Origin of the sequence: Pseudoalteromonas sp. meg-B1 (genome assembly GCF_003173795.1) — a bacterium.
Taxonomy (GTDB): domain Bacteria; phylum Pseudomonadota; class Gammaproteobacteria; order Enterobacterales; family Alteromonadaceae; genus Pseudoalteromonas; species Pseudoalteromonas undina.
This window is the reverse complement of record NZ_QGQU01000002.1, coordinates 449,767-469,228: the sequence shown is the minus strand read 5'-3', so window position 1 is coordinate 469,228 and position 19,462 is coordinate 449,767. Positions and strand designations below refer to the sequence as shown.

Below are 19,462 nucleotides of genomic sequence, written 5' to 3'. Positions count from 1 at the left end.
CCTTTTACTATGTTTCAGTTTCGCTGATCTTAATGCCAGACAACTTAAAGTATCCAGTCCTAGCATCACTATCTGTAATTAACTCATTTAATAACTCAGGTAGCGATAATTCGCTCCATCGAATAACTTGTTCTATCGTGTAAGACATTGGTGAATGAGGTTCAGTTTTTCTGAAAAATGTCGCAATTTCTTGAAGTTTTTTTATTGCGTTTTCTCTCGAATCAATCTCATCACTGACACGCTTTTTAGGTTGCGCTGCGTCTGCTTCACTCGCATCTTCAACCGCTTCCTCTTCAGGCTCAGCATTTGCCTTATCTAATGCAATTTGTGCTGCTTCAAGTTTATCTGCTGCAACATGGTTTACCGCAGCTAAGCTCACTTCTAATGCTTGTTTAATATTAGACGTAGGTTGTGGCTCACCCGTTACCTCGTCCATAACCTCACTCAAAGCGGCAAACTTTTCTATCGCATCTTCAATATCATTTTTTAAAGATACAAAAAACTCAGTACTGGTTTCGGCTGCACTTTTTTCAAGCTGTTCAAAATCAACGGCACCTTGGGTTATCTTCTTTTCGCGTTTTTCATCACTTAAACGTGAAATGTCATAACCTTGCTGATATTCCCAAAAAGAAAAAGGATCCATACTGACACTGTCTGTCATGTATATACTTTTAATTGGAATAATTAACGTACCTTCACCAGCACTGCCATTTAAGCCAACTAATGCAGACACTTTGTCTGAAATTTCATCACCGTCATCAAGTGTTGGATAAAGTGACTCAAAATGATGTTCCAAAAGGTGCTTAGCAACACTAAAACCAAACGCAATGCCTTTAAAGCCATGAACGCGGCATAAGCCTTCAATTAGCCATGCTAGGTATTCTATATCTTTACTTTCGGTTTTAATTGCCTCACTACATTGCTCAAGTAACGGAATCCAATCTCGAGAAAGCGAAGCAATTCCTTCTTCATCGACTAACGCATTTCTTTCAGCCGCACGAAGTTGGTTTCTTAAATCTTTTAAGGCGTAGTAAGTAGACGTTGGAGAGACATCTGAGCGCGGATCACTACCTGCAAACTCAGTATCTGAAATAGGGGAAATATACTCTTCAAATAAAAACATTCCATTGTCCTAAATATTATCCATATTCTCTAAAGCTTAGAGCGTGAATAATATTACATTCTTTAAATTAAATTACAAGCTTCAGCGCCATTGTGCCGATAAGCTGGCTAATGTTATTTTATAAATAATTGAAATAACAGTTTTTTTGTTCCTGATATATTTACAATTTTTTTTCTTAAATATACTAAAACAGGCTTAATCAGCTACTTAGTGAACAATGGAATCGTTGCCTCATCTTGTATATTGCAAGATTGTATCGATTGATTGGCATCTACATCATCATATTTCACTAAAATACAAGTCACATTATCTTTAGCACCTCTGACTAACGAGGAGTGCATTAAAGCCATTCCTGAATCAATAATACTACTGGGCTCTAATGACAAACATATGTCTTCATCTGATAATTCACCGGTAAGGCCATCTGAACACAGTAAAAAGATGTCGCCTTTGTTTATCTCACCCTCAATTACATCAACTTTCACTTCATCCATTACCCCTACAGCACGGGTAATAACGTTAGATAATGGGTGGCTTTTAGCTTCTTCAACAGAGATCATTCCCTCGTCGATTAAGTCATTAACTTGACTATGATCTCGAGAAACTTGAGTTAGTTTGCCATTACGTAATAAGTAGGCTCTGCTATCACCAGCCCATAATATGTAATAGCGCTCATTCTTAACAAACAAAGCTGTTACTGTACTGCCAGCTGTTTTATTGCTTAAATATTCAGCGCTATACTGAGTTAGTTGCTTATTTGCATCTTCTATAGCGCTAACAATATGACTTACGGTCAAGTCCTCTAGCTTGAGCTTTTCAACAGTAGTTCTAATCACATCAACCACTAATTGACTAGCAACTTCACCCGCTTCATGCCCGCCCATACCGTCAGCTACGACCCATAAGTTATGGCTGTTAATTTCAACGTGCGCATCTTCATTTAGCTGCCTCACTGCACCTCTATGAGTTATGGCATAACTTGTACTTAAATTACTAATCACTATTCTTTACCTGTGTGTAGTTCCATTCCCAATGCTTCCAACGTCCATCGAGCATAGCGGCTACTTGATTAACTGGCGGTAAAGCTGACGTGATCAGTACCATCGGTTTTATATTACAAGAACCATGTGTCCACCAAACACTATAATCACCATACTTTTTATGTAAAATAGCATGCATGGCATCTTGTAAAATATGATCGCTTAACTCTGTACCTGAAAACTCTAGTGCGACTGCTTGTTTGTTTTTATCTTTTGAATTGGCATAACTTACTTGCTTTTTATTTGCAGCAACTTCACTTAATGTACTGGCTAGTTCTTTTCGCCAAGAGAACAAATCCACAGAGCCATCAAGTACTTTAAGAACAGCATCTTCGTACTCTAATGAAAAAACACCAGAATGAAGCACATCAACCGGAGCAATATGAGTTGCACGAGTTACTGTTAGTGGATAGTGCCTTCCTACTGCATCCATACTGGGCAATAACGTACCCATAATGCCAGTATCACCCACAATATTGGGGCTTAAGGCAAAGTGCCAAACAGGGCCTGTTAGGTAGCTTTCTTGCCAAACATCACCAAGTTGCTCTTTGCTCACAGCAATGGCAGCTTGTAACCATTGCTCCCAATGCTCTGAAAACTCTTTAGTTACGTTATCTTGAACAAAGTCGCCTAAACAAGGCACCTTGCCAAGATAACCAATATCTACAATCGGGTCGGACATGAAAACTTCTCTACACTGCTGTTCCAAAACGGATGCCTGATTGAGCTAGGCAGTAATTCTACTTTTGCATTGTTCCCCATCAAAGAGAAATGTAACTCTAGATCTTGACGGGTTTTGCTGCGCTTTTCACTGAGCTCATCTAGCATTCGATAAAGTGACCACTCGCCTTGATAAGTCGTGTTAATTGAACGCCCACCGTTTGGCGGTGTAAACACAACGCGAGTTTTACTTTGGCCACTGGCGCCAGGCCATACAAAGTTTGTAACTTTGAGTGGACCATGACGGTAAATCATTGACTGGCCATCAATTTCAATCATTAAACTAGATACCGTTTTATCTAAATTAAAAGTACGTAAGCCAAACTCAATTCGGGGTGTGTCACTACCACGTTCAAAAAATGCGGTTTGAATTTTGAAAGCGTGCTCAAACATTTTTAAGGTGTTATTGCTAATACCAATATCTTTCTCAAATTTCCACGGGCTAGAGCTCATGTCCACACTCGGAGCTACATAGCTATTAAAAAAGTTATCTATGGTGCCATTGGGGCCAAAGAAGCGAGTAAAGTCTTTAATGCTGACTTCTTTTTCTGCCTGCGGAGCAAATGGGTAACGCCCCACAATTGCCGCGTTATACTCGCGCAACACTTTGCTTTTCCAAATTTCATTTAAATGTCTGTTAGCACTATTTTTGGTGATGTTGCTAGTATCTCTACTTATATCAAGCAACCAACTATTAAACGGATAAGGCAAATCACTACTTTGGTACTCTAATTGGCGAATAAAACTCGGTTTACTCTTACCACTTATTTGATCTTTAATTGAGTATTTAAGCTGATCACCTCTATCAAGTTTAGTTAGATAAATATTCAACTCTCTTAAGTTTTTCTGAATATTATCAAGCTGCTGAATGTCTATATCGATAATATCTTCAAACGCCTCTTCGACTTGATAGCCCGGTAGCTGTACCTCAAACTTAGGCGCTTCGTCAGGTAAGAAGCGTTTGATTCGATTTGCTTTCGTTTGCATCGCAACTTTAGCTGCATTAGCCGCAATATCCCCTGCGACTTTTTGATTTTCAGAAACAGGTAGCTTAGTTAGTTGAACATTCTTTTTAACTGCATTGATGATATTTTTTATTGGCGCTTCTGAGCCGGCTAATACATCAGTAATATTCACACCCTCAGCAGGTGAGCTGTATTGATTAAGACTCAAGTCATCTAAAAACGACTGCCAATAATAGATATAATCTTGAAAGTAACGTTGCTCTAGCTTCTTTTCTATCTCTGCTTTAGAAATATCATACGTGCCAGAGGCTTCTTGACCATACACCCAGCTACTGGCCATTAAGTTGCCAAGCATTTTTCCTTTTTCAATATTAAAAATGCCATGAAAACCGTTAAAAGTGTATAGCCCCGGAATACTGCGCGTTAAATCACCATTATTACGAAAAGTAAATTTTTGCGCACTTTCAAAGCTAATAATATCGGTTAATCTGAAAGGCGGAATACTGCTATCAAGAAAATCAGCTTGAAGTCGCTGGTATGCTCTTTCTGCAATCGGTAGTTTAGTGAGTTCTGCACGAGCTACGCGAACCGCCTGATTATCTATTTCGGTTTGTGTTACGCCCTCTTTTAACAACGCAGCAATATGATTCATCAACTCATTACGCGTCTGCATGTTCAAATCACCAGGCAAATTTCTATCTAAATATGCACTAAACCAAACGGAAATATCTTCACTTTCAAAATATTCAGGTTTAAATAGCATTAAGTAGCATCTGAGCGTTTCATATAAATAGCTAAGATGCTCTGGGTGAGCCTCCATTTCCTTTATTAACGTGTTTGCAATGAAGGGCTCTAAATAGGTTTGCAAAGAACGTTTGTAAGCATTAGCAGAAGACTCTTTAATTTCAGTAAGCTTATTAAAGCCAACTGAAGATGCATCTTCAGGATCAATTAACTGAGCATTGGTTGCTGGCAAGTTTCTTAATGCATTTAGTCTGTCATTTAGTACCAGTAGATTATTTCTATCAAAAGACGATGAGTCTAGTTCTTGGTACGTAGCAACTGCTTCATCTGTGGCATCAATTAAGTTGCTATTCCACGCAAAGCTAAAATACCAAGAAATTGAAAAACCGAACAAAGCAATACACGCAAGTGACACACTAGCAATTCGAAGCCACTTATTCTGTTTATCATGGTGTTTGTTAGTGCTTGCTAAGTTTTGCTCAGGGAAAATAACGCTCTCTAAAACGTTTTTAATAAAAAAGCTTTTAGATTGGTTTATGTAATCGGTTTTATCTGCACTTGCATCATTTAAAAAGCTCGAAGGGGTACCCTCTTGAGTAGCGCTGGTTAAATACACGCCTCTAAACATAGGTAACTCTTCATAGGCGTTAGGAGTAAAAATCTCTTTTAAGAAGTCATCAGCAACGCCTTGTAACACACGCAACTGTCTGGGGAACTCAAAGATTTTAGCTCGAATAGCTTCATTACGCTCATTGATCAATCGACGGTTCAACATCTCTGTAAGTTTAGAAATTAAAGCGTGGAATTCTTTATTGAATGCATCGACTTGGGTATCTTTATCTAAATCAAGCTCAAAGGTGATCCCCCAAACTTGCTCACATTCTTCCTCAGTAAGTTCGCCAAAGAACTCTCTGAATCCTTCAATTAAGTCTACTTTAGAAAAAATAACATAAACGGGAAATGTCATACCAAGCTGGTTTTGTAATTCTTGAAGGCGTTGTTTTATAGCACGCGCATGAAGATTTCGTTCAGTTTTGGTCTGACTCATAAGTTCAGAAATCCCCATACTGATCATTACCCCATTTATAGGGCGTAATGGGCGATGCTTTCTTAATAAGCCGAGAAAGCCTTCCCATGCTCTAGAGTCGTGTTTAGCGTGGCTACTTTGCGTTGTGTAACGCCCTGCGGTGTCGATTAATACCGCTTTATTGGTAAACCACCAATCACAATTGCGCGTACCACCAACACCATGCACTAAATCAACCCCAAGCTTATCCTTTAATGGGTAATCTAGGCCTGAGTTATGAATAACCGTTGTTTTACCTGCGCCAGGTGGACCAATCATAATATACCAAGGTAATTGGTATATATTTTTACCTTTAAATAGTTTTACGTCTTTGAGTAAATCTATGGCTTCATTCATTCTGGTTTTTAGGGTGGTTATTTCTTCGTTAACTTCACTACTGTTTGCATCGTTATTATCTATTAACTCATCTGCCATTTTTTCATCACGTTTGCTTTGCTGCATAAGGCGATAAATTTTGGTTACTGAAAAAACGAGAACTATCAATAAAATAGTTAATAGTCTTGCTGCGACACCGGCAAGCGGAACATAATCGGCCACTGCAATTAAAGGACCACCAAACCAAATTAATAATGATAAGGCTAAAAAACCGATAATTAACATAGCGGTTCGAGACGTTAGTGCGTAGGTTATTTTCTTAAATTTTTGTGAGAAACTCATTACAGCCTCATTAAAATAATAGATCGATTTCAATTCTGCGGTTTAACGACCGAGAAGCTGAATCTGAATTGCTGGCGATAGGCTCTGCTGCGCCCTTTCCTTCTGGCCATAGACGGCCGCTCAAGTTGGTGCTTTTAGCCATTAAGTTAGCAACTTGTGTTGCTCTGGCTAAAGATAGATGCCAATTAGAAGGGTACGTATCAGTACTAATTGGTAAATCATCTGTATGACCTGTTATGAGGACTCGCCCTTTAGTTCCTTCTAGGCTTAACGCTAACTTTTCTAAAATAGGCTGGAATGAAGGGAGAAGTTGCGCGTCTCCTTGCTTAAACAAGTTTTCACTGTTGATTGTAATGCGGATCCCATCTGAGGTTTTAGCAACGGCAACAATCCCCATTTTAATTTCTGTTTGCAACAACTGTTCAAGGACACGTAATTGCTGATCTTTTTTATCAACCGTCTGGTTGACTGCCAAGGGGTGAATACCGGCTAGCTTTTCATTAATCGCAACAACATCATTATTTAGTTTCATATTTATTGATAAATAGATCATCAATAATATTAGCCCCAATACAGAAAATATGACCCATAACGGAACTTGATTTCTCAGTTCAACACCGGCTGCTACTCTTTGCTTCCAGTTTGGAGACAGCTTGTTGTTAATTGGCCCATTAAGTTGGTTTAATAAATGATACAGTTGTGAACGATATTCTTCGATTTTTGTATCACCACCGGCACCTAGGCGATATTTACCTTTAAACCCTAAATTTAAGCAGTGATATTGCAACTCTAAAAACTGTTGATTTCTTTCTGGTTGACCTAAGCCTGAATCAAGTAACGTATAAAAATATTCACCGCCAAATGTTTCTTTATGAAAAGTAGAAAGTAGACTTTCATCTGCCCATTCCATTGAACTCCACTTTGAGTTCAATACAGACTCATCAAGAATGGCACACAAACAATAGCGCGAATTATTGATCACTTCTTTTGATAAGTGCTGATTGCGAACTTCCACTTCAAATCGTTTGATTGCCTCAACACAACGATGTTTAAGCGCTGCGAGGTTGCTCATTTCAAGCGATTGATTAATTGAAATTACAAGAGAAAAACAATCGGTTGCTGCTTCTAACAAAGGATTTTTAAATATCGATACTTTGTTACTACCTAATGGCTTTGAAGAAGGTGGCTCGACCGACATCACTGTTTTATCAGCATCATTTTGTGCCGGATTACTACTTGGCGTATTTCGCCCTAATCGACCTGGGCGAGGTTTGATAATGGTTTCGTCCATTGAAACTCTTCCTTTTAAAAAGTTAAGTTCTTATCGCCCAAAGGCTTAGTTGTAGCTCTGGGTAATTTCCTGAGAGGTGAATAGCAATTCCCCCGCTGGAACGTAATTTATCCCAATGTTCACCATGCCTATTTAATTCAAAATAATGAAAACCAGCATGATAAGGAATTTGTCTTGGTGCTGTTGGTAAATTGCTAATCGTAATACCTGGAATTTGGTTATTTACCAGATCTCGAATAGTTTCTACACTGCCAATTTTTATTTGCGAAGGCAGAATTTTTCTTAATTCTTCATGTGGCACACTTGCTTTGATTGCTAAAACAAATTGAGCTGAATTGAGAATTGACTTGTCTTTTAACGCACCAAAAGAAATACCAAATTTACTTTGCTCAAGTTTAATTTCAGTTGCTGTTTGCTCAATAACATGGCTTAACGATTGGTATAAAAAGTTAACCACTTCATTAAATACCTGTCCTAAATTAGTATGATCATAATTAGGTAATTTAGGTACCCTCTTATTAGCTGTGCTGAAAGTTGACAACTCGCCCGCAAGCTCAATTAAACGACTATAAAATACATTAGGGTGTAAGCTATTGACACTAAGCAAGTTATTAAATATCGCATCATACTTATTTAGTGTTTGCAGCATGATAAAATCTGCAACTGAGGTACTCCCTGCATAGCCTTGACTGAGCCTAGCGGCTATACTTTCAGCGCGCTGCTTTATCATTGAGCCAATTTCTCTGACCAGCCCTGATAAAGGTTTGCATTGCCCTACTTTTAAAGAAGGAGGAATATACTTAGCATCTAACTTTATTTGCCCTTCACTACTCACATCTATAATTCTAGCTAAAGGTAATACGATATAGCCTGAATGATCATCAGAAGACAGCATCAATTTGCTATACACTTTCGCAACTTGAATAATTTCCTGAGATTGTGCCCCTAATAAATCATCACTCACTGACAAGTCATTGAGCTTATACCGAGTAACGGTGTTATCGTCGGCTGAAGATATATTAATCCCGCTATTTTTTAGCGCAGGGATAGCAAGGTAAACAATCTCATCAAAAACATCTTTATTAACCACTAGCGGTTCAGGTAATGATGTTGATTGAGGCATATCTATTGGTAATAAATCTGGAGTGATTGCTGATAATGCGTCTACAGCAAACTGCCCGCTGTTAAGCAATTCATTATCAATACTTATATCGATTATTCCCCACGGATCAGCAAGATTGCCACTGCATACTTGCTTGATAACATTAGAAATATATTTATCTGCTTGTTGAAAGTGCTGAGGTCTTAAAAACATTCCTTCAGTCCAAGCAACACGAGTGTTATCACCCATTTTTAAAAATCCTTTTTTATTGCTCTCTCATGTATGTCGCAATTGCTTCTACATTAACATTGATATCGTCATAGCCGGTAGGGTCAACTTCTATAACCGCTCTCCACCTTGCTTGATCTATATTTCTATAAGCAACAACAACCCCAACGTAACGAGTATTTCGATTAAGGCTCATTTTATATTGTTGTATTGAGTCAGGCTGAAGTTCTAATTCATCTTTTTTTAATAAGTCAGGTCCGAGGATTTTTTCTGGTGTGTCGTACAAGCTAAAAAAGTCCTGCGTGTCAAAAATAGTTCTTGAGCTAAGCTCAAAAATTTTCATTACCACTGGAGAAGGACGTTCTGACGTATCTGGATTAACATTTTTAGATACATTAATGATCAGATCGGTAGAAGGAGGTACGATTTTATTCATCGTAGTACATCCCATAACCAAAAATAGTAAACTAAAACTCAATAAGTAGAGCTTAACTTTGTACATTATTTACTTTCCTTTCTAGTGCGTTTCTTTGATTCGATCGTTGTATGCCTTTAAAAAATCATCAGACATTGCCATGGCGCCTTTAGTGTTCACTTCCTGAGAAATATCATCATATAAACTTTGATATAACTTCCAGCATTTAGACTCTATTTGACCAGGGATAATTTTTAACACGTTAGAATTATCGTTTGCCTGTTGATTAATTTGCATGGGAGAAACCTGCGATAACATCCCTTTTAACACACCATCTGCACCAGCGAGTAAAGCATGCTCATGCTTACGTGTGTCTATAAAGCTTTCTTTAATAGATTCATTCGAAGACAGAAAGCTTGCACTATTTTTTATGAACAAGTTCTGAATAACATCATCAATATTGGCAGAAAATTTTAATGGATTGTTTTGTTCAGCCTGAAACATCGTATGATTCAATCTTAATTTGTTTTTTACAATCGCGCGTTGACGTAAAGATTCCATAAGCTCAGTGAGTAATAAATTAAGCCCTTGGCCCATTTCAAACCACAGTTTTTCATTATCTAACGAATTTTTAAGCTCATCTTTAATCCCTAACCCTTTTAAAAACGCATCAGATAACGCCTTGTCATTTTGAACTACGTTCTTTATTGGTGCAGACTGTTTGTCAGGTTTGTGCTCATTAGCGTGGCTATTTGAACGAGGAGGTTCTTGAATAGGCGCAGGAGTATCAACAGGTGCTGATGAATTGCTAACATTATTGCCAATGTCAAAGTCATCGGTATTCATAAGGCGCGTTAATTCATCCCAGTCTTCAGGAATATGATTATCTGTTGTTTGTTGCGCAGTCACTGATATCTCAGGCATCGACTCATTCATAATCGAGTCATCGAATGAAGGTATAGACTGCTCAGCCGGTTGAGAGTTTTGCGTAGCGAAAGTATCTACTGATTGAAAATGACTTGGAGCAGAACTACTCACATCAGCTTGTTGATCTGATGTTAGCACCACATTGACTTGAAAATCGCCGATGGTTAATACGTCACTGTCTGACAAACGTTGTTTGTTGCCTTGACCAAGCGGCGCTACAGCAAAGTTAATAAATAATCCATTAGTTGAATTATCGTATACGTAAAAAGAGTCACCTTCTTTTTCTATTATACCGTGTTTACTTGAGATTATTTTTTCGGGATCGGGTAAATGCCAATCGCACGCTTCAGAGCGACCAAAAGTTAATGAATCTGTTACAGTTTTAGTGGCTTCTATTTCAGGCGAAAGTCTGTGATAACTAGTGATGTTTAGTATCAGTTCCATTTGATAAGTCAGTCCCTTATATCGTTATTGTGAACAGGATAAAGTAGAAGCGAAACTATTGTCAACATTGAAATTAACACAAGAAAATATTGCGCTCTTGATTTTGTCTCTAAAACAAGATGTTTGATAAACACATTACACAGCGATGAAAGATTTTACCGTAATGCTTTATAACTAGGCCAAAAACAGCCTGTTTAGAGACCCCTTCTAGCTTTAAACCGACTTTTTCAATATATAGTAAGGGAAATTTACCAACAACAATATGTCACTCAGGCATTGCTATAATTGTATATTTTTGTAAAATACATACTCATATCAGAGGGAAAATTGATAGATAAGCAGAGAATATTTACCTTTGTAATTATTTAACTTAACACAATAAAAGGATTTTTTATGAGTAGTACTAATGATCACAACGATAAAACTCAGATTGCTTCCCTAGACTCAAACACAAAAAAAACGTCAAACATTCGCAAGCAAAACCTACTTGGCAAAAAAATATCTGGCCGCTACTTAATTGAAGAGCTGATTGGCCAAGGCGGTATGTGCTACATTTATCGGGCGCGCGATACTTTTTTAGAAAGCAGTAATCGCTCAGAAGCCACAGTAGCAATTAAAGTACTTCAGGAAGAATTTTCAAGCTCTGAAGAAGCTATTTCATTACTAAAAGATGAAACAGCAAAAACACAGCAACTTTCCCACCCAAGTATTGTAAAAGTGTACTCAGCAGATTCTGATGGCGATTTATATTATGTCACTATGGAGTTAATTGAAGGGGAAACACTGGAACAAATTATTAAACGTAATAAACCCTCAGGTTTAGCGTTTAAAAAAGCAAAAATTATTTTAGAGCAATTAACCAATGCGCTAATTTATGCCCACTCGCGAGGCGTAATTCATAACGACCTTAAGCCCTCAAATATTATTTTTGACTCTAACGGCAACCTTAAGGTGCTTGACTTTGGTATTGCCAAACACAAAAGCTTAGACGATCAATACGCTGTAAAAAATGACAGTGAACTGGCAACTATTGGCGGCTACACCCCAACATATGCAAGTCCTGAGCAATTAAAGGGTAGTGAAGCATCAGTAAAAGACGATGTTTTTTCTTTTGCCTGTATTGCCTATGAACTACTTAGTAGTAAACACCCATTTAACCGTGTTGCTGCAGACAAAGTACCTAAAAATACAGCAGTTAAAAAACCAAGTAACTGCCCTATTCTTTTGTGGAACAATTTAAATAATGCATTAGTTTTAAATGCGAATCAAAGGCTTGAATCATTAGAGCCCATTTTAAAAAGTCTCACAACAAACTTAAAGCCAGCCATTTTTGCAAGCGTCGCCAGTATCGCCATTATTGGTTTAATTGCGCAAAATTATTACTCAAGCTCAGATAATACAAAACAATTACAGGCACAACTCGATAATGCCAAAGCGATTAACCAACAAGTAGAAGCGTGGATGTCTTGGCAGGGGCCAACTATTTTAAACAAACTTGAACAAATTCCACCACAATATGAAGTGCTTAAACAAGGGTTACTAAGATCAAACCAGCAAAGCATATTAGAGAGCTTTAATGATGAAGCTAATCAGTTTAATAATATTGCAGGTCGTAAATTTAAAGATTTCGATAAAATCATAGCCGTCTACTCTGATGCATTAGATTATTACCCTGATTCAGAAAAACTATCGATGCAATTAGAAAGTGTACTTAGAGAACGCCAATCAATTATTTTTGATATTACAGCCAGAATCGATTTATTACTTGAACAGTCGCGTTATAACGAAGAGCAGCCCAATAGTATTGCTCACTTAGTTTCAGACTTAAAAGAAGTTGATAAAACTTACCGTTATCAGCCAACAGATCTTCACCTTGATAATTTTACTGTTGCGTTAAATACCGCTATAGAAAGTGACGATGTGATCACCCAAAAAGTTCTCTTAAACGTGGGTAAAATCGTTTTTACAAACAACAAAAAAGCGGATGAGTTACTAGCAAATTTAATGCAGCGAGAGTCTGCTATTAATGCATTAACTGCGTATCAGCAAAAGGTTAATTTAGGCGAACAAGCCGACTTTCCGCGTGCCGATGCAGTGGTGTTTTATGGTCCTAAGTTTCAACGTTTCTCGGCTCAATTAGAAACAATAGAAGATCATAAAGCGTTAATGGAGTTTGAAGAGTTTATTAAGTCTGAATCAACAGCATTACCGAATGACTTCTCACTTTTAGTCTCGTTGAGAAAAGAATTATCGAGACGTTACATCAGCACAGCTAACGATTTAATGAAAAAAAGAATGTATAAAGCTGCTGAGCGCTTAGTTGAAAAAAGTGAAGCGATTACTCAGTCTTTAGATAATATGCTTTAAAAAGAGTATATATTTATTGCTCGAAAATAGCACAGTGGTGATTGAATAACGATTACATAGCTATTAGACTAAAATCAAAATACAGATAACAAAGTCAAGGACGACGAGTGCATTCATATCATCATACACTCCGCCAAGATTTTACATATTTAGAGTTTTTATAATTAATGGAGTACCTATGAAAAATTTAAGCTTACTAGCTGCAGCCCTCATACTCTCAGGCTGTTCAGCAACATCTAAAACCAGCAAAACTGAAGATGTCGTTATTGAGCCAACCCCTCAAGTGAGCGAAGAAAGTGCACCAATATCACTTACGGTTATTACTAACCCAGCAGATTCTAGAGTACGGATAATGAATATAGTGCCTGTATATCAAGATGCAATTGAACTAGATGCTGGTAAATATGATATTGAAGTAAGTAAAGCGGGCTATGTAACTTATAGAAAATGGGTAACGGTTGATAAAAAAACCATTTTAACTATAGAGCTCGATGAAAAACAGTTAAGCCAATCAGCGCAATAGACTGTTTAAAAAAGTGAAATGCCTTTAATGAATAAAGGCATTTAAACATTAATAATAAACATACCATACATAACTACCCAAGCTTAAATTCACCGCTATACACAGCCACAATATCACTATAAATACACGCTTTTGTGACTTATGCCTTAAAGTCTGCTGCGCTATAAGTGCACCAGGCCATCCTCCCAATAGAGCACAGAGATGTAAATGTCGTTCAGGTATACGACTTACTTGCTTGCGATTCGACTGTACTGCTTTTCGTTTGTCCCACGCATAATATAAAAATGTAATACCACTGAGTAGTGAAATATATATCGGTACGAACATCTCAATTTTATGATTTAAATAAGCAAGCCATAGTAAAGCTATAAACACGCTCGAAAATATAATTAAGGTACTTTTTATCAAAAAATAATCGCCTATAATAAGAATAATAAATAAACACTCGGGTTAATTATGACATATTTAAAGGCCGCGATGCTGCTGTTATCGCTATCTATATTTAGCACTCTAGCGAATAATAAAACAGAGTCACTAGCACCAGAACTTGCGATTTTCACGCCCTACTTAGGCACTTGGCAAGCTGATTTTAATACCGAAAAAGGTGAGCCAAACATTCAAGATGTGAGTAAATGGCAGCGCGTACTTAATGGTAAAGCCATTCGTACTACACACTCTATTAATGAGGGTGAGTATGGAGGGGAATCAATGATTTTCTATGATCGTAAAAAACAGTCACTTGTTTTCTATTATTTCACAACAGCTGGCTTTTATACTAAAGGCGTCATGAAAGTACTGAGCCCAACACAATTTGTGGCCTATGAAGATGTTACAGGTAGCCAAGAAGGGATCACTAAAGTGAAATCAACCAGTGAATTTAAAGACCAACAGTTTGTTGTTTCTACCTCTTATTTAAAAAAAGGTGAATGGACTAAACCAGAAGTTCGCACTTACTATCGCAGTAATAAAGACGTTAAATTTAAATAAACAGCTTCATCTTTATATAAAAATTATTTAGCCATTAAATCGATATAACTTAATGGCTAAATAGTGGCTAACCTATCATTTTACAAATTTCTTAAACGCATCATCCACTGGCGTATCTGCAAGATGATTGGTGTAATTACTCATCACCTTTTGCGCAAGACCCAATACAATTTCTAAAAGCTGTTGCTTTGTATAGCCAGCGGCAAAAAACTTATCCTGCTGTGACTGGCTTAGCACACCTCGTTCGCGTGTCATCTCAAGGGTTGTTTCACGAAGAACTTCAAGTTTTACATCCTCCAGTGGCGTTTTATTAACTAGCGCATCAACAATACCTTGATCAACTCTCATTGAAGCGGCAATTGCGCTGTGTGCTGGTACACAGTAATGGCATTCGTGCTCAACATTAATTGACTGCCATACCACTGTTAGCTCTTCTGCGTTAAACGATGTTTTTTGAAATAGCTCATGCAGTACTTGGTAGCCTTTAAGTAAGGTTGGCGCCTCAGCCATTACAGCATGAAGGTTGGGTAACATACCAAAAGCAGCAATAGAGTCTGCCAATAGAGGTTGTGCTTCTTCTGATGCATTTTCTTGTGTGTATAGGGTAAATTCGGCCATCACTAACTCCAATTAAAAATAGTTTTAAGTAACATCGAGACACATACTATTTGATTTTGAGCGATCGCTCAAGTTAAAATTGAACAGTTGCTCAATTTAATAGAAACTATCATGGCCAATAAAGTTAAATTTGAACGCGAGCAAGTTGTTTATGCCGCTAGTCAATTATTCTGGGAGAAGGGCTTTCATGCTACATCTACCCGCGATTTACAAGATGCAATTAATATGCGTCCAGGCAGCATTTATGCGGCATTTGGCTCTAAGGAAGGTTTATATTGTGAAGCGATAAAAAATTATGCCAAACAAATGCAAAGCTTAATAGATGAACGTTTAGTATCATGCAGCAGTATTCTTGAAGCACTGCAAGACTTTGTAGAATATGTTGTTATTTCCTCACAAAGTCATACTCCAAGTTCTATCTGCATGTTAGTTAAGGCAAATAATGAGTTTGTTGATAAAGACAGCTATCTTTATCAAATCAGCGTAGAGCTGATGATAGACTTTGAACATTACCTTACTGAACTATTTACAAACGCTATAGCTAATAAAGAGCTAAGTGGAAATACCTCGGCTATAGATTATGCTCGTTTTTTCCAAATACAATTTACTGGCTTACGTAGTTATTTTAATCGACCAAATGTAGAAAAGTTGGCCAAACCAATGATCGAAAACATGTTTTCACTCATGAAGAGTCTTTAGCTTAAAATAAAAAGGCAGCTAATAAAGTTAGCTGCCTTTTTAATCTAAAACCCAAGTTCAACGTCTAGGTTTTTAATTTATTAAGCTCAGAGTCTTGCTGCGCAACTAGTTTATTTAACTCTTCGCTGCTATCGCCTGCTTGAGCAGATAAATCAGAAAGCTGTGAAGCAGCATCAGAAATTATCGTCAAGTTGCGATTTATTTCTTCGGTGACTAAGCTTTGCTCTTCAGCAGCCGTTGCAATATGGGTAATTTGATTGGTTATTTCATCTACTTTCACAACCACACTGTGCAGTGCATCAAAAGCTGTTGAGGTTTCATCTACTGCAGTTTCGGCGCGTACTACACCTTTTTCGATAACAGTTGATGCATTACCCACTTCTGAAAGTAAGCTATCGATTAAACTACTAATATCATCGGTTGATGAGCGCGTTTTAGATGCTAAAGCTCTAACCTCATCAGCAACAACGGCAAAACCACGTCCGTGATCCCCAGCTCGTGCAGCCTCAATAGCTGCGTTTAGTGCTAGTAAGTTAGTTTGCTCAGAGATAGTTCGGATCACATCAAGTATTTGAGTAATATCATTACTACGCGATGCTACTTTTTCTACTGCCTGATTAGCTTCTTTAATTTCTTCAGACATGGTTTTAACTTGCGACATAGCCGATGATAAGCTCGATTCGCTACTAACCACTAAGGTGTTAATTTCATCAGCTTGTTGCGCCGACTGCTCTGAAGCTTTTGCCACTTCAAGTGCTGTCGCGCTCATTTCGTTCATTGCAGTAACCACACTTTCAATTTCTTTAAACTGTGCTTGCACATTATGCTTGGTTTCTACCGCAATATTTGAGGTAACTTCACCTTGGTGCTTGGTTTGATCTGAGACCGCTTTAAGCTCACTGATCAATTCACGAAGTTTTGATAGAAACTTATTAAATCCTCCAGCCAGAGCTATAAGCTCAGCGTGAGTATCAACATGCAGAGTTTGTGTTAAATCACCTTCAGAGCTTGCTAAGTTATCAACCCGCTCCTGAATTTGTTTAAGAGGAGCCACAACACTGCCTACTACAAGCTTCATTACTATAAATGCCAATACCGCAATTACAGTCCCGGTGATCAAAATAATCACACCCAGCTCTTTTGCAGCCTCAGACATGCCAGCAGTTAATTGAATAGGTCCTTCAAAGGCAAGTTCAGCGGGTACTTCAATTAGCAGCATCCATTTCACATCAGCAAGCTTAATTTCAATCGGGTAAGACACCATTATTTCAGCGCCCTGTTTGTTTATTCCTTTAGTGCCTTTTAGTGCTTTGTAACTCTCATAACTTTTATCGCTAACAGCTTCTTTTAGTGGACGGCCTAATTTTTCTTTGTAATGACTTGTACCAACAATTAAACCCAAATGACTAAGTAACGTTACTTTTGCTTTACCATCGTAAAGCGCCTTTGAAAGCTCTTCTGTTAGCTTTTGAAATACAGGTAAAGTTATATCCGCCCCTGTAACGCCTACAAACTTGCCTGATTTAATAACAGGGACAACAAGTGAGGTCATCATTTCTGAGTAACCCGGTGTAATCTCATACAAGTAGGGTTCCATAATGCATGGTTTTAGCTTGTCTTTAGCACACAAGTACCACTCTGCCTCACGTAAACCAAATTCGTTTATTTTATCCGCGTATTTTTCTTCCGCGTCTTCCACAACCTGTTGCTCAACCAAACCATTGCTGTTTTTGGTAAAATAAATTTCTAATGTTCCAGCACCGGCAACAGAGTGATTGTATCCTTGAGTAAATTCACTATCTTTACCATCAAAACCATTTTTTTCAAACTGTGAATAAATAGAGGAAATAACATCATTACTTTCTAATATTGAACGATTTAAAGAAACAACTGAATCACGCTTTATTGAGGCTTTATCGGCATCTTCTAAAATACTACCAAGTGAAAAAGGTATTCGGTAAGCTTCATTAATAAAGGCGGCAATTTTTTCACCATAGGCGGCTGCATTTGCTGTTAATCGCCCATCCACCTCATTAACAATTAGAGTCTCAGCTTCTGCAGAAGTGTTGGCATTACTCGATGAGAGTTTAGACCAAAGTATGCCTGAAAATAGTACTACCGTTAAAAGTATACTTCCGACGCTTATCCATAATAACTTTTTTGCTAACGCTATTTCCCGCATTTATAACTACCTTGCTTTACTTATTTATTTTTAGTTTAGACCAAATTAAACAACATATTATTAATTATTTTAAAATAATATGGATAACTTAATCTCATAGCCAACGACCATTTAACTTTGCTTATTTAGTCGCAGAGTCACTAACACAACAACAAAAAGCAAGCTAACACTTACCCACAAGCAAGCTTGTAATCCATATAGTTTATACACTAATCCTGAGAATACTGTCCCAACCAGTCGACCGGTTGCATTAGCCATATAATAAAAACCCACATCTAATGATACTGCATCGCTTTTAGCAAGGCTGACTATAAGGTAACTATGCAAAGAGGAGTTAACCGCAAAAGCAGCACCAAAAACTAACAAACCGATGAGCAAACTAATATGAATAGCAATATTAAACTGCATGAGCACTGCTAATATAAAAGTCACCCCCGTTAAAGCAATGGCCCAGAAGTATGCCTTATTAAGCACATCGATTTTATTAGCCGAATTACCAGTTATTTTAGGGGCTTGTGACTGCACAGCTCCATAGGCAATAACCCACAGTGCCATAAAACCACTTACCCACCAATGATCCCAGTTAAACTGAGCGGCCAAATAAACAGGTAGCGCAACTACAAACCATACATCACGTGCAGCAAATAAACATAATCGCGCAGCACTGAGTAAATTAATGGCTCTGGATTTTGAAAATAACTCCTTAAATTTAGGCTTATTTTTGGCTTTACCCATATCACCTTTTAAGTAAATAAGGCTAACCAACCAAGCAACGCCTAATAAAGCAATCAGGACAAATAATGCGCCTTTAAAACCCACTAAAGTTAATAGTAACCCACCTAAAAAAAAGCCTATGCCTTTGAGCGCATTCTTTGAACCGGTTAGTAACGCAATCCATTTATATAGTTTACTTTGCCCTGTTTCGTCATCAGGCACTAAATACTTAATTGCGCTTTTAGCACTCATTTTATTCAAATCTTTGGCAATACCACTGAGCGCTTGTGCAGCCATAACGTAAAAAACGCCCAGCCAATCACTAGGTACACATAACATAGCTAAGGCAACAAGCTGTATGCCTAAGCCAATATTCATGGTTTTATTTAAGCCTAAATGCGCGCCAAGCCACCCCCCCACTAGGTTAGTGATCACCCCAAACACTTCATAAAACAAAAACAGCATAGCGATGGCAAGTGCATCATATCCTAGCTGATGGAAATACAGCACCACCAGCATTCTCAGCGCCCCATCGGTTAAAGTAAACGCCCAATAATTACCGGTAATAATTAAATATTGTTTTATCGCTTGAGGTAAATCACTAAGTTGAGCAAACATGGTTAATACCT

Annotated in this window: 16 protein-coding genes; 4 read left to right on the top strand and 12 right to left on the bottom strand. The window is 37.7% G+C overall.

Going from position 1 to position 19,462, the window contains the following annotated elements; all coding sequences use genetic code 11:
* Positions 1–7: 7 nt before the first annotated feature.
* The 8 genes from tssA to tagH form a co-directional block, all read right to left on the bottom strand.
* Positions 8–1,123: a type VI secretion system protein TssA gene (gene tssA, locus DK924_RS10550; protein WP_010389383.1), complete on the bottom strand. Its 1,116-nt coding sequence runs from the start codon at positions 1,121–1,123 to the stop codon at positions 8–10.
* Positions 1,124–1,326: 203 nt separating this feature from the next.
* A complete protein-coding gene (locus tag DK924_RS10545; protein WP_258306457.1) occupies positions 1,327–2,076 on the bottom strand; it encodes a protein phosphatase 2C domain-containing protein in 750 nt (249 codons plus the stop codon).
* Positions 2,077–2,116: 40 nt separating this feature from the next.
* Positions 2,117–2,845, bottom strand: a complete 729-nt coding sequence (gene tagF, locus DK924_RS10540; RefSeq protein WP_010389388.1) for a type VI secretion system-associated protein TagF — start codon at positions 2,843–2,845, stop codon at positions 2,117–2,119.
* The gene (tssM, locus tag DK924_RS10535) at positions 2,827–6,336 is read right to left on the bottom strand and encodes a type VI secretion system membrane subunit TssM (protein WP_010389390.1); all 3,510 of its coding nucleotides are present in this window, start codon (positions 6,334–6,336) and stop codon (positions 2,827–2,829) included. Before tssM ends, tagF begins: the two co-directional genes overlap by 19 nt.
* A 10-nt stretch (positions 6,337–6,346) precedes the next feature.
* A complete protein-coding gene (gene tssL / locus DK924_RS10530; RefSeq protein WP_054201393.1) occupies positions 6,347–7,627 on the bottom strand; it encodes a type VI secretion system protein TssL, long form in 1,281 nt (426 codons plus the stop codon).
* Positions 7,628–7,649: 22 nt separating this feature from the next.
* Positions 7,650–8,978, bottom strand: coding sequence for a type VI secretion system baseplate subunit TssK (gene tssK / locus DK924_RS10525; protein WP_010389395.1), 1,329 nt, complete (start codon positions 8,976–8,978; stop codon positions 7,650–7,652).
* Positions 8,979–8,994: 16 nt separating this feature from the next.
* A complete protein-coding gene (tssJ, locus tag DK924_RS10520) occupies positions 8,995–9,459 on the bottom strand; it encodes a type VI secretion system lipoprotein TssJ (RefSeq protein WP_010389398.1) in 465 nt (154 codons plus the stop codon).
* A 15-nt stretch (positions 9,460–9,474) separates the two neighbouring features.
* Positions 9,475–10,743: a type VI secretion system-associated FHA domain protein TagH gene (tagH, locus tag DK924_RS10515; RefSeq protein ID WP_054201394.1), complete on the bottom strand. Its 1,269-nt coding sequence runs from the start codon at positions 10,741–10,743 to the stop codon at positions 9,475–9,477.
* 393 nt (positions 10,744–11,136) lie between these two features.
* Here tagH and DK924_RS10510 point away from each other — a divergent pair, with 393 nt between their 5' ends.
* Both DK924_RS10510 and DK924_RS10505 read left to right on the top strand, forming a co-directional pair.
* Positions 11,137–13,110 (top strand): serine/threonine-protein kinase, encoded by a 1,974-nt coding sequence (locus tag DK924_RS10510; RefSeq protein ID WP_109875108.1) that lies wholly within the window; start codon positions 11,137–11,139, stop codon positions 13,108–13,110.
* 178 nt (positions 13,111–13,288) lie between these two features.
* Positions 13,289–13,633: a PEGA domain-containing protein gene (locus DK924_RS10505; protein WP_010389403.1), complete on the top strand. Its 345-nt coding sequence runs from the start codon at positions 13,289–13,291 to the stop codon at positions 13,631–13,633.
* A gap of 48 nt (positions 13,634–13,681) precedes the next feature.
* Here DK924_RS10505 and DK924_RS10500 read toward each other — a convergent pair whose 3' ends face one another.
* Positions 13,682–14,041 (bottom strand): DUF1294 domain-containing protein, encoded by a 360-nt coding sequence (locus DK924_RS10500; protein WP_010389404.1) that lies wholly within the window; start codon positions 14,039–14,041, stop codon positions 13,682–13,684.
* A 48-nt stretch (positions 14,042–14,089) separates the two neighbouring features.
* Between DK924_RS10500 and DK924_RS10495 the strand changes: the two genes are divergently transcribed.
* The gene (locus DK924_RS10495; protein WP_054201397.1) at positions 14,090–14,620 is read left to right on the top strand and encodes a hypothetical protein; all 531 of its coding nucleotides are present in this window, start codon (positions 14,090–14,092) and stop codon (positions 14,618–14,620) included.
* Positions 14,621–14,695: 75 nt separating this feature from the next.
* Here the strand turns inward: DK924_RS10495 and DK924_RS10490 are convergent, their stop codons facing one another.
* Positions 14,696–15,238: a carboxymuconolactone decarboxylase family protein gene (locus DK924_RS10490; RefSeq protein WP_054201398.1), complete on the bottom strand. Its 543-nt coding sequence runs from the start codon at positions 15,236–15,238 to the stop codon at positions 14,696–14,698.
* 111 nt (positions 15,239–15,349) lie between these two features.
* Here DK924_RS10490 and DK924_RS10485 point away from each other — a divergent pair, with 111 nt between their 5' ends.
* Positions 15,350–15,937 carry a TetR/AcrR family transcriptional regulator gene (locus DK924_RS10485; RefSeq protein WP_010389407.1) on the top strand — a complete coding sequence of 196 codons (588 nt, stop codon included), beginning with the start codon at positions 15,350–15,352 and terminating at the stop codon, positions 15,935–15,937.
* A gap of 64 nt (positions 15,938–16,001) precedes the next feature.
* On the opposite strand, the gene DK924_RS10480 is transcribed toward DK924_RS10485, so the two are convergent.
* Both DK924_RS10480 and arsJ read right to left on the bottom strand, forming a co-directional pair.
* Positions 16,002–18,119: a methyl-accepting chemotaxis protein gene (locus DK924_RS10480; protein ID WP_109875107.1), complete on the bottom strand. Its 2,118-nt coding sequence runs from the start codon at positions 18,117–18,119 to the stop codon at positions 16,002–16,004.
* A 111-nt stretch (positions 18,120–18,230) separates the two neighbouring features.
* A complete protein-coding gene (gene arsJ / locus DK924_RS10475; RefSeq protein ID WP_109875106.1) occupies positions 18,231–19,451 on the bottom strand; it encodes an organoarsenical effux MFS transporter ArsJ in 1,221 nt (406 codons plus the stop codon).
* Between the last annotated feature and the right edge of the window lie 11 nt (positions 19,452–19,462).

Coding starts and splice junctions, on each gene's coding strand:
- DK924_RS10490 (WP_054201398.1), bottom strand. CDS start 15,238: ATGGCCGAATTTACCCTATACACACAAGAAAATGCATCAGAAGAAGCA.
- DK924_RS10510 (WP_109875108.1), top strand. CDS start 11,137: ATGAGTAGTACTAATGATCACAACGATAAAACTCAGATTGCTTCCCTA.
- DK924_RS10505 (WP_010389403.1), top strand. CDS start 13,289: ATGAAAAATTTAAGCTTACTAGCTGCAGCCCTCATACTCTCAGGCTGT.
- arsJ (WP_109875106.1), bottom strand. CDS start 19,451: ATGTTTGCTCAACTTAGTGATTTACCTCAAGCGATAAAACAATATTTA.
- DK924_RS10485 (WP_010389407.1), top strand. CDS start 15,350: ATGGCCAATAAAGTTAAATTTGAACGCGAGCAAGTTGTTTATGCCGCT.
- DK924_RS10480 (WP_109875107.1), bottom strand. CDS start 18,119: ATGCGGGAAATAGCGTTAGCAAAAAAGTTATTATGGATAAGCGTCGGA.
- tssK (WP_010389395.1), bottom strand. CDS start 8,978: ATGGGTGATAACACTCGTGTTGCTTGGACTGAAGGAATGTTTTTAAGA.
- tagF (WP_010389388.1), bottom strand. CDS start 2,845: ATGTCCGACCCGATTGTAGATATTGGTTATCTTGGCAAGGTGCCTTGT.
- tssA (WP_010389383.1), bottom strand. CDS start 1,123: ATGTTTTTATTTGAAGAGTATATTTCCCCTATTTCAGATACTGAGTTT.
- DK924_RS10495 (WP_054201397.1), top strand. CDS start 14,090: ATGACATATTTAAAGGCCGCGATGCTGCTGTTATCGCTATCTATATTT.
- tagH (WP_054201394.1), bottom strand. CDS start 10,743: ATGGAACTGATACTAAACATCACTAGTTATCACAGACTTTCGCCTGAA.
- tssJ (WP_010389398.1), bottom strand. CDS start 9,459: ATGTACAAAGTTAAGCTCTACTTATTGAGTTTTAGTTTACTATTTTTG.
- tssM (WP_010389390.1), bottom strand. CDS start 6,336: ATGAGTTTCTCACAAAAATTTAAGAAAATAACCTACGCACTAACGTCT.
- tssL (WP_054201393.1), bottom strand. CDS start 7,627: ATGGACGAAACCATTATCAAACCTCGCCCAGGTCGATTAGGGCGAAAT.